The following is a 13696-nucleotide window of genomic DNA, read 5'->3' as shown; positions in this document are numbered from 1 at the left end:
GAGCAGATGGAAAGAGAAGATTTGATAAAAATATTTGAAAATACAGTATGGATGTGTGAAACTAATCATAAGTTGAAGGACAAGATTAAAAATTCTATGGCATGTAATAAAGTAATTTCGGAGAAAAAGGCAGATGCTATTTTGAAGAATCTTACACATGAACGCGAAACAGGAAAAGAAGCAGAGATTATCGTTTCAAAGAAAAGAAGTTTTGAGGCGGCTTCAGCGTATAGAGGAAAACATATCAGTGTACTAAACTTTGCTTCAGCAACTAATCCAGGCGGCGGAGTGACAAAAGGAGCCAGTGCCCAAGAAGAATGCTTATGTAGAATTAGTACTCTGTACAAATGTATATCAGCAAGTGAGATTACAAAAGCGTTTCATAAAAAACACAGGTATGCATTGAAAACAGGAAAGATGAATTCTTTTTATAATGATGATTGCATACAAACGTGCAACGTGACGGTATTTAAGAGCGATACTGCCAAACCGGTTCTTTTATCGGAGAAAGACTGGTTTGATGTAGATGTAATTAGTTGTGCAGCACCTAATCTGAGATATATGTTACAGTATGATAAAAACTGGAAAAAGACTGTTACGGATAAAAAGTTGTTTGATATATATAAGAAGAGAATAAATCGAGTCTTAGACATAGCAAGTCGTGCGAAATCGGACGTTATTATTTTGGGAGCTTTTGGATGTGGAGCCTTTGCAAATCCGCCGGAGTTGGTTGCGAAAGCAATGCATGCAGCAATTGACGAACATAAATATGATTTTGAAACTATCGAATTAGCCATTTACTGTTCGTCGAGAGATACATCAAATTATGAGGTGTTTGCAAAAGAATTTTCTGCTTGATAGAAAGAATGGCAATCATGAGATGATCTTCGAAAAGTAGTTTTTCAACGGAGGAAAAGAGTGTGAGATATTATGGTTTTGAGTTGAGTGCAAATTCAGAAGAGATTAAGGAAAATGCAAAAATCGAACTCAGACACTATGGTTACGACAATGTACTCGAATCTATCAACTCGTATATGTATCAGAATATGAAAAATAACAGGATGTTTTTAGTGTATCGGGAAGAGGACAATCTGATTTCTGCAATCTTCTCTTTCGATGAACAGAAGCTAAATTTTCAAAATGTATATGAAGGTATTCTTGAAATGTTGCGAGATATATTTGGAATAAAAAGGATTCAGGCAGAACCGTACGAAATTACAATGCATCAGTTCCTGGAATGTATTCGTGAATGTAAAAGAAGAAGATGTTTTGACTATTTTAATCGAATCATGGAATCGTCGAATCTATGGAGCTATTATTATGCCTTTATGAATGATGCTAGTGCATTTCCTTATGATTTTAAGGAACGCATTATCTCTGAGCAGGAGTGTGATACCTGTAGTATCTACCATCAGGATTTTGTGGAGGAACTGATGAATATAAAGACGCATGCAAATCTATCTGAATACAGTGGAAATATGGTTCACTATGTGATATCCAGTCATAGTGTTGAAACAGCAGGTGAAATGACAGAACTACTTGTGCAGAATTTGCGAAAAGCGAATCGAATCAACAGCAGAAGAATGGAAATCGTCAGTGAAATAGAACCGGATCTGTTTAGGAAAAAAAACCATCTTGAAGAAATTATCGAGAACAGTTATGGCGGAGTGATTGTTTTAGATTTATCTGAAAAGTTTGGGTATGATCCGGTTGATTATGTAATGGCAAGTCAATATCTGGAGAAACTTATAAAGAAGTACAGGAACCAATGCCTGTTTGTATTTACATATGATGTGGATCATCCGGGATTTGCCTATTATCTCTTGCCACAGTTAAAAAGATATATGATGACGATTATGTTAAGAGAAGGAACAGGGGATAGAAAAGCAGCGGTCGATTATATGCAGCGGTTGATTGAAAAATCCGAATATTCAAAATATGCAGGACAGGCACAGGAGTTCATGGCATTGTTCCCAGGACATAAGTTTTCGCAGACAGATGTATTGAGGGCTTACGAGCAGTTTGAAGCATGGTGTCTAAATAAAAATATATTGAAAGCATATAACTACAATCTTTCGGAAGATTTTCTGTTAGACAGAGATGAAAATGAAGCATCCGCTTATGAAAAGTTAAATAACATGATTGGTCTGAAAATTGTAAAAGAGCAGATTGATAAGATAATTACGGCGGATGTTGTTGAAAAGGAACGAAAAAAAAGAAAAGGAAATGATTATCATACCAGTTCGATGCATATGATTTTTGGAGGGAATCCTGGAAGTGCCAAAACTACAGTTGCGAAATTATTTGCAGGAATTACAAAAGAAAAAGGCATTTTAAAAAGTGGTGCATTTGTCGAGCGTGGAGGAATGGATCTGGATGGAATAGGATGCGTAAGTGCTATCAGAGAAGCATTTCTGGCAGCGAGAGGAGGCGTTTTATTCATAGATGAAGCGTATGCTATGACGAGCGATACAGCTATTACAGTGCTGCTTCAGGAAATGGAAAATCAAAGAGAAAATGTGATTGTCATTCTTGCAGGATACAATGAAAGAATGAAAGCATTTATGAAGAGAAATGAAGGATTGAAAAGCAGGATACCATATTGGATTGATTTTCCAGATTACACAACAGAGGAACTTACAGATATTTTTAAGCTGATGATCCGTGAGAAGGACTTCTGTGTAACAGATGACGCTATAAAAGAGGCACATTACATCTTTGAAAAAGTAAGAAATGTTGATGATTTTGGGAATGGAAGATATGTCCGTAATCTGATGGAACGTGCGGTCAGACAGCAATCCGTAAGATTACTTTCACAAAGAAGAAATCTGGGTGATATTCAAAAGGATGAACTCTTTCAGATTACGAAAGAGGATATCCAGATGCTTGGAGAGGGAGAAAAGAAGGAGAGAAAACCGGAAACGGCTAGAAAAGTATTAGATGACATGATCGGTTTAGCTTCTGTTAAAACAGTGATTCATAAAGCGATTGCCAAACATAAGATAAACAAGCTTTGTATGGAGAAAGGTCTTCGAATGGAAAAATCTTCTTTACATATGGTCTTTACAGGAAATCCGGGGACAGCTAAAACCACAGTAGCCAGGCTATTTGCAGAAATTATGAAAGATGAAAAGGTATTATCGACAGGCGTGTTTGTAGAAGCAGGACGAGCAGATCTTGTTGGTGTGCATGTAGGAGCTACAGCACCACTGGTTAAGAAAAAGTTTAAAGAAGCACAAGGAGGAGTCCTTTTTATCGATGAGGCCTATTCGCTGTGTGACAGCTATGACAATGGATTCGGGGATGAGGCAATCAATACGATCGTTCAGGAGATGGAAAATCACAGGGACGAAGTGATTGTTATTTTTGCCGGTTATCCGGAACCAATGAAGACGTTCCTTGACAGAAATCCTGGTATGCGTTCCAGAATTGCATTTAGTGTAGAATTTGATGATTATTCTGTTGAGGAACTTTGTGAGATTACGAAATTGATGCTTTCAAGAAAACAAATGATAGTTACAGAGGCAGGGATGAAAAAGTTAAAAAAGAATTTCGAGAGCGTAAAAGAAAGCAGAGATTATGGAAATGGAAGATTTGCAAGAAAAATGTTGGAAGAAGCAGAAATGAATCTGGCAGAAAGAATATGTCAGATGGACGAGACAGAAATTACAACAGAAATGCTGACTACCATTGAAGAAAGCGACATTCCAGATGTTCCATTGGAAGAAAGAAGACAGATAAAGAAGATTGGATTTGCATGTTAAGTGATACCGGAAATGGTAAAATTTGGAGTGTGCTAGGGGCTTCTTAGGAAAGAAAGGAGATGATTGGCATAGCTACTTTTGTTGTTTCGGATATTCATGGAGAGTACGAATTGTTTATCAGATTGCTGGAGGAAATTCAGTTGAAAGAGACAGATACGTTGTATGTTCTTGGAGATATTCTGGACAGAGGTCCGCATCCGATTCAGATTATTCTGAAACTTATGGAAATGTCAAATGTGGTATGTCTGACAGGAAATCATGAGCTTATGGCGTTAGAGTGTCTGGAATTCTTAATGCAGGAAATTACAGAGATTTCTATCGAAAAAGTTGATGAAAAAATGTTAGAGAATCTAGTGACTTGGCAATACAACGGAAGCAAGTCAACCATCGATGAGTTTCGGACATTGAGCCGGGAAATGCAATATGAAGTGATTGATTTTATAAAAGACTTTATGATTTACGAAGAACTGACAGTTAATGGAAAAAACTATTTATTAGTTCACGGAGGATTGGGAAATTATTATCCGGGAAAAGATATGGAAGAATATTCCCTAAAAGAATTGATATGGGATAGGGCTGAGTATGATATCCAATATTTTGAAGATACCTATGTGGTAACGGGACACACACCAACACAGGAGATTGTGGGAAATCCAAAACCGGGTTATGTGTATAAGGCGAACCATCATATTGCAATTGATTGTGGCTGTAATCGAAGAAATGGACGTTTGGCTGCAGTTTGTCTGGATACAGGTCGGGAATATTATGTTGAGAGAAATTGAAAATGAGGTGGAAAAACGAAATGATTGACTTGCAATATTCGAAGAAAGCTTTTGAAAACTATTTAAATGATTATGACCGAAAAAACGAAAAGATAAAGCTGAAGATTGTGCATACTTATGGAGTAATGGAATGCAGTAAAAAAATTGCAGAAGATATGAAACTGTCGGCAGAAGATTGTGAGCTTGCTCAGCTTATAGGATTGTTGCATGATATTGGAAGATTTGAACAATTGAAATGTTACAACAGTTTTGAACCTGGAACGATGAACCACGCAGCATTCGGTGTGAAAATTTTATTTGAGGAGAGACTAATTCGGCGTTTTGTCGAAGAAGATAAGTGGGATGAAATTATTAAAACAGCAATTGGACATCATAGTGATTACTGCTTAAAAGGAATTACGAATGAACGAGAATTGATGCATGCTCAAATCATACGTGATGCAGATAAACTTGACAATTGCAGAGTGAAGCTCGAAACAGCAATTGATATTCTCATGGGAGTTACTGCAGAACAGGTAGGAATGTCAGAAATTACGCCAGAAGTTATGCGACAATTCAAAAATCATAAATCAATTCTATTAGAGACAAGAAAGACAAAGATGGATTATTGGATATCTTATCTTGCATATTTTTATGATATAAATTTTAAAGCGACATATGAAAGTATAAGAGATAACCATTATGTGGATAAAATTATAGGAAGGATTCCGTATACAAATCCAGATACTGGAAAACAGATGGAACAAATAAGAAACGAAATGAATCTATATATTCAAAACGCTATAAATGAGAATGAAAATTACAGATAAGTATAATTGAGATTTTGAAGGCGGTTTACAATTTTAAGCATAGCGAACAGAAGATGAAATAATATATGTAAGGTGGTAGGAAATGGCTTATTACATAACAGGAGATTGTCATGCACATTTTGAAAAGTTAATCTGGTTGGCAAGATTTAATAAAAAACTTGGAAAAGAGGATGTAATCATATTATTGGGAGATGTCGGATTAAACTATTTTGGAGCTGATAAAGATCGAGAGAACAAAAAAATACTTGCAGATTTTCCAAATTATTTCCTGTGTATTCATGGAAATCATGAGGAAAGACCTTATCATATACAATCTTACAGAACACAAATCTGGCGTGGAGGAGAGGTATATTATGAGCCGGAATATCCGAATATATTATTTGCAAAAGATGGAGAAATTTATGATTTTGATGGAAAAAAGGCGATTGCAATCGGTGGGGCATACAGTCAGGATAAAAAATACCGACTTTTAACGGGTCTTCCGTGGTTCCCGGACGAACAACCAAACGACGAAGTAAAAAGTCGAGTAGAAAATAAATTGAATGAAGTAGATTGGAAAGTGGATTATGTGTTTTCTCATACTTGTCCGTTAGTATATAGACCGAATCGGCGGAATGAAGAATGTCAAGAGAAGATAGATCTGTCGACAGAGAAATGGATGGATGAAATTGCAAAGAAACTAGATTATTCGCAATGGTATTTTGGACATTATCATGACAATATTCAATATATGGATGCTCAACTACTGTATGAAGAAATCAAAGAATTAGGCGAACCAGATTCTGTTCAGAAAGTAGGAAGACCAAGGTACAGAGTAGGAGAAACGGTGTATTTTACCTATGGAAAAGAGGACGCAAGGGAAGGCTACGGAACTGTTGAATGGGTTGATGATTATGGAACATTGGGACAAGAGAAAGAAGTTTCTTATGATATTGTGGGAATTCCATGTGAATTACCGGGAGAGAAAACGTTGTTTAAGCATATAAGAGAATCGAAAATACAGAGTATTGATGAGATGGAAATTGTTAGAATTGAGAGGGAGGAAGGATAGGTGCATTTTTATATTACAGGTGATACACATCGTAGCTTTGATCGTATTGAAGATTTTTGCTATGGATATGAAACCACAACAGAGGATGTGATGATTATCCTAGGGGATGCAGGGATTAATTATTGGCTGGATCTGTCTGACAAAGAATTAAAGGGACGGTTATCAGGAATGGATATTACATTTTTCTGTGTTCATGGGAACCACGAAGCACGACCATGGGAGGCGGCAGATTACGAAGAAAAGATATGGAATGAAGGAATTGTATATGTGGAAGAACAGTATCCGAATATTTTGTTCGCAAAAGATGGAGAAATATATAATTTTCATGGAAAAAAAGTGATGCCAATCGGTGGTGCATACAGCGTTGACAAATATTGTAGGATACGAAACAGATTGCCATGGTTTGAATCAGAACAGCCGGATGAAATGATAAAAGAATATGTGGAACAGCAGTTGGATAAAGCTAAGTGGAATGTGGATATCGTGCTCTCACATACAGTACCGATTGAAGCGGAGCCTGTGTGGGCGTTTATTCCAGGGCTTGATCAATCAGCAGTGGACAAGTCAACGGAAAAATGGCTACAGAAGATTTATGACAGGTTAGATTTCACAGAGTGGTATGCGGGACATTACCATGTGGAAAGTGTGGAGTGCGGAGTACGAATTATGTATGAAGATTATGATGAAATTTGTGCTGAAGAGTAAAGGGATGGTTTGCTGATTTGAAAAATATAAGTTTATAGATGAAGGGAGGTTTTTTAATGATATATCTCAGCAGTTTTAAATTAAGTGACAGAAGCATTAAAAATCCTAATATATATCCATATAACGTGTTTCATCGAAAAGACATAGATCCGTTCGTATTTGCACCAATCACCGTGTTATATGGGAATAATGGTTCTGGAAAATCTACTATTTTGAATATCATAGCAAATAAACTCATGCTAACAGGGAAAGAGTATGCGACCAGTAATTCTTTTGGAATTGTGGACTATTGCGGAAAATTTTCATCAGAGTGCCAGTTTAGTTATGGAGAGGATGAATTTGGCAATGTATTTAGGAGATTCCCTGAAAACAGCAGATTTATCAAGAGTGAGGATATCCTGTATGAAATTAAAAAAATACAGCAAAGACAGATTCTTTCTGATGGTATGGAATATGATTATATGAAAAATGGACCTTCAAAAAAAGAAGCAGAAGACTATTTCCAGACACAAGAAGGAAGGAATCAGATTGAGTATATAGAATTTGCACAGGAAAAATATTCCAATGGAGAAACTGCAATGCAGTTTTTTGAAGAGTATTTGCTGCCGGATGCGTTATATCTGTTGGATGAACCGGAAGTATCGTTATCACCTGCCAATCAGGTAGTACTGGCAAAAGAAATTAACAAATTGGCACGATTGCTTTCCTGTCAGTTCATTATTGCTACGCATTCCCCGTTTATGCTTGGAACACTTAATGCAAAAATCTACAATATTGATAAAGATGATTATAGCATTTGCGAATGGTATGAGCTCGAAAACGTAAGATATTTTTATGATTTTTTCAAAAAACATGAGAAGGAATTTGAATGATAACGTTCACAAGTTATTCAGTAAAAGAGCAAGAACTACTGGGGCTTACATTCTAATAAAAGGAGAAGTATATGAGCGAGAAACGAATAGAAAAATGTTATGTTGTAAGTGATTCTTATGGAGGCAAAGTTTCAGAAAAGCGTAATAGAGAAAAGAGAGCTCAGCTTCATTACTGGTATGTTGACAAGATGAGACAGAATAGTAAGGAATATGTATTGGCTCATGGCATTGTATCGGGACATAAAAGATTGACAGATACAATGTTCATCCATACTTCTGAAATCCAATCTATTACAATAAACAAAAATATAGAAGAACTTATTATTGCAACAAGGAATACAGTATATTATTGTCCTTTGGAATATTGCAAATGGGAACAGCAAGACAAGAATGCCGATTTGATTCCGGAATATAACTGGATTAAGAAACATTACAGGAATAAGTTGGATATACCGGAAATTGATGAAGATAAAGTACTTTTAACCTTATCTAATTTTGATAAATACTATTATCATAGCGCATATTGTAAGCTGTCTTCTGAACAGGAGCCAGTAAGTTTTCGTGCTTATCCACATATTGGAATGATTCAAGATAGCTTTACAATATCTGGTGATGGCTGTTTGATAAAGCTCAGTTATCTTCTGCATCCCAATAATATTGAATTTTACTGTGAATTGACTGCTAAAATGCCATTATTTGTAGAAAATATTGGAAACGAGGTTTTATATGTTGATACTCACAGCGGATTAATTAAATTAGTGCCGGGAGAAAGAAAAGAAGTAAAAGTTGAAAATGTAGAACAAGAGGAACAATCATTGCCTTCATGTGATTTATATCCAGCAGAAATCATAGAATAGTGAATTTAAAAACAGATTGACAAATCAATGATTTAAGGATTTTGGCAAATAAAATATGCTAATCGAAAAAAGGTTGAAGTTAAGGTTTTTAGATAAGAATGTGGTGTTTTCTGAAAATGGAAATCCTTTCATGATCATGAACGAAAATAGTATAATTTATTAGGCGATAGAATGGCTTATGTGAATTGAATGACTGATGCCTCAGGTGTCGAAAGTAAAAATGATACAATGACACTATGGATAAATACATTGTCTTCCATAAAATCTATTCTACGATAAAAACATACCGTCTAGACAGCTACTTTTTAAGCTCTTATTCAAAAGACATATAATATATAGGCTCAAATGGTGAAAGTGCCCATTTGAGCCTATTATTGTATGAATTCATGTGTTACAACCAGAGCAAGATCCACCCGTGTATTACAGTATTGTCATTTTGACAATTTTGTATTACTTACGAGTAGCGGACTTGATGGGGATTACGTCCCCATACCCACGTGAAAATGTAATTGCTGACAATTACATTTTAGCAGATATGCAGATATATCTGGATAAGCATCACAGACAACAAAATAAGGAGATTTTGATAAGGCATTCACATGGAATAGGTGAGTGTTTTTTTATTTTTAAGTATTCAATTAACCGAAAAAAATAAAAAAGTTTTCCTCAGGGGGCTGTAAAAATGCCTCTCAGCGTTTTGTATTAATGAAAGGGTATTTTTTGCAGGAAAAATAAAAATTTTTCATCAAGAGGCTGTATTTATGCCTTTCATCTTTTGAATATATGTAAGGACATTTTTTGAGCCGGCATAAAAATGATTTTTACAACAGTTTATGATTTTGTATGACCGGGCACGGATATCGAGAAAGAATAGCTGGATAGACAAGTATGGAAATATTTATCTGATATTTCCAGAGGAATTGTCTGTTCAAATCGGCAAATGCAAATCTTCTGTAAAAACAGCATTGAAGGAATTAGATGATGAGGGATTATTGGTTTGCAGGTCCGGCTGGATTTTCAAAACCAAATCATTTATATGTAAAAATTCCATCTGATGAGATAGGTTTACAGCCGGTTGCCAATAAGGCTGTTGAAAAGATGGCTATGACAGAGTCAGAAAAGCCCCATCATCTTGTCGTAAAAATGGCTGTGCAGGAGTCGGAAATGTGGCACCTAGTAAAGTAACTGAGAAATATAAAAGTAATAAATATCATGAAGTAAATTATTGTTATGGAGAAGGAGAGAGTTTGTGACGAGAGCAGAATGGAAGAGTGGACATTTGAGAACGCATATATGTCGGATGCAGTCATGCATAGAGCAAAAAATTATGTTGATAACTGGGAGAAAATGAAAAGAAATCATATAGGTTATTTATTCTGGGGACCGGTTGGCACCGGGAAAAGTTATATTGCCGGGTGCATTGCCAATGAACTTCTTAAGCAGGAAGTAACGGTAAAGATGACAAATTTCAATACTATTATCGATGATATATTTCCGCTGGCAGACAAAACGGAATATATCAATACATTGGCTTCATATCAGCTTTTGATTATTGATGATCTTGGAGTGGAACGAAATTCGGAACATGCGTTAGGAATTATTTTTAGCGTCATAGACCGCAGGATCCGTTCAGGAAGCCCTTTGATTATCACGACTAATCTTCCGCTGAAAGAAATACAAAGAATGATCGTGCGTATTGCGGATAGAAGTGTATGCTACGCACGTTAAACAATAAGGAAAGGATTTTATGAACAAACAATATGTTGCAATATGTGAAAAAGTGGCTCTTACAATTGAAGAGGCAGCAGAATACAGTAATATCGGACAAAACAGAATAAGTAGTCTTTTGAAAGAACCGAGATGTCCGTTTATGCTTTACGTAGGTACGAAAAAAATTGTAAAGAGAAAAGAATTTGAAAAATTCATTTCGGAAAGCGTGGAAATATAAATGAATGACAGGAGATGAGATAAAAATGAATATTCACAAAGATAAGATGCTATGGTATAATACAAGTTACTGTATTAGGGCTTCTTATGAGAGGAGCTGAAATATGGGAAAAGATTTAAAAGGCAAAGAACTTGGCAAGGGAATATCCCAGGAAAGTACGGGATTATACTACAAACCGGATTGCGAGCAGCCGAATTGGTAGGATTGAAATGGAAAGATGTCGATTTTGAATCCAAAACAATTCAGATTCGCAGAAGTATGGAATATCGTTACAGTGCAAAGGAGTGGCGTATCGGAGAACCAAAGAGTAAATCAGGTTACCGTACGATACCTTTAACAGAAGAAGCGGTTGCTATACTAAAAAACAAAAAGAAAAGAATAAGAGGATTTCAGAAATTTCAACAGAATGGGAAGAATTTGTGTTTCTGTGTCGAAAAGGAACACCAGTCAAGAACAGTACATATGATACAGCACTGTTTAAAATCTGTGATAAAGCAAAAATCCCAAGATTTTCGATGCATATCTTGAGACATACTTTTTCTACCAGATGTATTGAAGCGGGAATGAAACCAAAAACACTTCAGATGTTACTGGGCCATTCAAATATTGGAATTACAATGAACTTATATGTTCATACTACCGAAGAAGAAAAGAAAAAAGAAATGGAATTAATTGGTAGCAGAAGCACTTATGGCAATATAATGGCCCACTAAATGGCCCACTTGCAAAAGTAAGTATGCTGAAATCCCTTGAAATCAAAGGATTTATAGGAGGAAATAGAGAAAATGAAATTAGGAATCGTGGGACTTCCAAATGTAGGAAAAAGTACATTATTCAATTCACTGACAAAGGCTGGAGCTGAGTCAGCCAACTACCCATTCTGTACCATCGACCCGAACGTAGGAGTTGTTACTGTACCGGATGAACGTCTGAATGTACTTGGTGAGATGTATCATACCAAGAAGATCATTCCGGCAGCAATTGAATTTGTAGATATCGCAGGGTTGGTAAAAGGAGCTTCTAAGGGTGAAGGACTTGGCAACCAGTTTCTGGCGAATATTCGTGAAGTGGATGCGATTGTACACGTAGTACGTTGCTTTGAGGACAGCAATATTGTACATGTAGACGGAAGTATCGATCCGATGCGTGACGTAGAGACGATTAATCTGGAACTGATCTTTTCTGATATTGAAGTGTTGGATAGAAGAATTGCCAAGACAGCGAGATCAGCAAGGAATGACAAGGCAGCAGCTAAAGAGCTGAAGCTTCTGGAGAAGATCAAAGCATATCTGGAAGATGGACGTCTTGCTAAGAACTTTGATGATTTTGAAGATGAGGAAGAGGAAGAACTGTTCCAGAGTTTCAATCTGCTGACTGCAAAGCCGGTAATCTTTGCGGCTAATGTGACAGAGGATGATCTGCCGAATGACGGAGAAGACAACGAAGGCGTACAGAAACTTCGCAAATATGCAGAAGAAGAGAAGTGTGAAGTATTTGTGGTATGTGCTCAGATCGAGCAGGAGATCGCTGAGTTAGAGGATGATGAGAAGAAGATGTTCTTAGAGGATCTTGGACTTAAGGAGTCCGGACTGAGAAACTGATCCGTGCAAGCTACAGACTGCTGGGACTGATCAGTTACCTGACAGCAGGTGAGCCGGAGGTTCGTGCGTGGACAATCACCAAGGGAACTAAGGCACCGCAGGCTGCAGGCAAGATTCATACAGACTTTGAACGTGGATTCATCCGTGCAGAAGTTGTTGCATATGATGACCTGATCGCATGTGGATCTCACAATGCAGCTAAAGAGAAAGGGCTGATTCGTCTGGAAGGAAAAGACTATGTCGTACAGGATGGAGATATTATGCTGTTCCGCTTTAATGTGTAGAATGTGATCCGGAAAGAAAGAGAGTGTTGTTAATATGCATAAAACAATTGATTTTCCGAATCTCGGCATTCATTTGAAAAATGTGGGAAAGACGATCAGTGTATTCCATTTTGATATTGCATACTATGGGGTTATTATTGGGCTTGGCATATTGGCGGGTTTGCTGATGGCTATGCATGTGGCAAAGAAGACCGGACAGAATCAGGAAGATTATATAGATCTGGCTATTTGTGGGGTTATCTTTGGCATTATCGGAGCCAGAGTATACTATGTTATATTTTCCTGGGATATGTATAAAAATGATTTGTTAAGTATTTTTAATATCCGGCAAGGTGGACTGGCAATCTATGGTGGGGTGATCGCAGCAGTTATTACGGTGTTTGTATTTGCGAAAAGACGGCATTTGGCAGCGGGAATACTCCTGGATACTGCCTGTCATGGGCTGGTGCTCGGACAGGCGATCGGACGCTGGGGTAATTTTTTTAACAGAGAAGCTTTTGGTAAATATACGAACAGTCTGTTTGCAATGAGACTTCCGTTGGATGCGGTGAGGATCGGTGACGTGACACAGCAGATGCGGGATGAACTGGAAATGATAGATGGCGTAGGTTATATTCAGGTACATCCGACTTTTTTGTATGAATCCGTATGGTGTCTGTTAGTGCTGGCATTCTTGTTCTGGTATCGATGCAGACAGAAGTTTCAGGGCGAGATTTTTTTAGTATATCTGGCAGGATATGGATTGGGCAGATTCTGGATTGAAGGTCTCAGGACAGATCAGCTTCTGATTCCGGGAATAGGAATACCGGTGTCAAGAGTTCTGGCACTGATTCTGTTTGTGGGCGCGACAGCAATCATTATCGTACATCGTAAAAAGATAAAGAAAGAGTCAAAAGAATAATATAGAATGATGCGAGGGACAGATTTCAGAGGAATCTGTCCCTTTAATATACAATGTAGTATGTTGTATTGGAAAAGGAACAATATATTCGGGGGAATAACTGGACTTTTAACAGGTCAGGG

Annotated in this window: 12 protein-coding genes and 3 pseudogenes; all 15 read left to right on the top strand. The window is 37.0% G+C overall.

All coding sequences use genetic code 11. The features are described from left to right. The first annotated feature begins 6 nt into the window (after nt 1-6). On the top strand, nt 7-858 hold the full coding sequence (locus DXA18_RS03960; protein ID WP_118382773.1) for a TIGR02452 family protein: 852 nt from the start codon (nt 7-9) through the stop codon (nt 856-858). Between the two features lie 62 nt (nt 859-920). Next, a complete protein-coding gene (locus tag DXA18_RS03955; RefSeq protein ID WP_118382772.1) occupies nt 921-3764 on the top strand; it encodes an AAA family ATPase in 2844 nt (947 codons plus the stop codon). Nucleotides 3765-3823: 59 nt separating this feature from the next. Continuing rightward, the gene (locus DXA18_RS03950) at nt 3824-4546 is read left to right on the top strand and encodes a metallophosphoesterase family protein (protein WP_330424396.1); all 723 of its coding nucleotides are present in this window, start codon (nt 3824-3826) and stop codon (nt 4544-4546) included. Between the two features lie 20 nt (nt 4547-4566). After that, entirely contained in the window at nt 4567-5355 is a 789-nt protein-coding gene (locus DXA18_RS03945; protein ID WP_199665536.1) for an HD domain-containing protein, read from the top strand. An 82-nt stretch (nt 5356-5437) separates the two neighbouring features. Then, complete coding sequence (locus DXA18_RS03940; RefSeq protein WP_118382771.1) at nt 5438-6406, top strand: metallophosphoesterase; 969 nt, start codon at nt 5438-5440, stop codon at nt 6404-6406. Further along, a complete protein-coding gene (locus DXA18_RS03935) occupies nt 6407-7111 on the top strand; it encodes a metallophosphoesterase (RefSeq protein WP_118382770.1) in 705 nt (234 codons plus the stop codon). A gap of 56 nt (nt 7112-7167) precedes the next feature. Beyond that, nucleotides 7168-7983: an AAA family ATPase gene (locus DXA18_RS03930; RefSeq protein ID WP_118382769.1), complete on the top strand. Its 816-nt coding sequence runs from the start codon at nt 7168-7170 to the stop codon at nt 7981-7983. A 71-nt stretch (nt 7984-8054) separates the two neighbouring features. Continuing rightward, nucleotides 8055-8840 (top strand): hypothetical protein, encoded by a 786-nt coding sequence (locus tag DXA18_RS03925; protein ID WP_118382768.1) that lies wholly within the window; start codon nt 8055-8057, stop codon nt 8838-8840. An 833-nt stretch (nt 8841-9673) separates the two neighbouring features. Beyond that, entirely contained in the window at nt 9674-9895 is a 222-nt protein-coding gene (locus DXA18_RS17295) for a replication initiator protein A (RefSeq protein WP_243007020.1), read from the top strand. After that, on the top strand, nt 9819-10025 hold the full coding sequence (locus DXA18_RS16025) for a hypothetical protein (protein WP_243007028.1): 207 nt from the start codon (nt 9819-9821) through the stop codon (nt 10023-10025). The genes DXA18_RS17295 and DXA18_RS16025 overlap by 77 nt, the downstream gene beginning before the upstream one ends. A 63-nt stretch (nt 10026-10088) precedes the next feature. Beyond that, nucleotides 10089-10547, top strand: a pseudogene (locus DXA18_RS03910) (ATP-binding protein); the annotation flags it as partial. A gap of 40 nt (nt 10548-10587) precedes the next feature. Then, nucleotides 10588-10788, top strand: coding sequence for an excisionase (locus tag DXA18_RS03905; RefSeq protein WP_118382767.1), 201 nt, complete (start codon nt 10588-10590; stop codon nt 10786-10788). 180 nt (nt 10789-10968) lie between these two features. After that, a pseudogene (locus DXA18_RS17590) lies at nt 10969-11501 on the top strand (site-specific integrase). A gap of 72 nt (nt 11502-11573) precedes the next feature. Next, nucleotides 11574-12673, top strand: a pseudogene (ychF, locus tag DXA18_RS03895) (redox-regulated ATPase YchF). 34 nt (nt 12674-12707) lie between these two features. Further along, the gene (lgt, locus tag DXA18_RS03890) at nt 12708-13574 is read left to right on the top strand and encodes a prolipoprotein diacylglyceryl transferase (protein ID WP_118382766.1); all 867 of its coding nucleotides are present in this window, start codon (nt 12708-12710) and stop codon (nt 13572-13574) included. Nucleotides 13575-13696 lie beyond the last annotated feature (122 nt).

It is taken from the genome of Dorea sp. AM58-8 (assembly GCF_003464045.1).
Classification (GTDB): Bacteria; Bacillota; Clostridia; order Lachnospirales; family Lachnospiraceae; genus Claveliimonas; species Claveliimonas ammoniilytica.
Note: the sequence above shows the minus strand (reverse complement) of the source record. Positions and strands in the feature narration are given on the sequence as shown.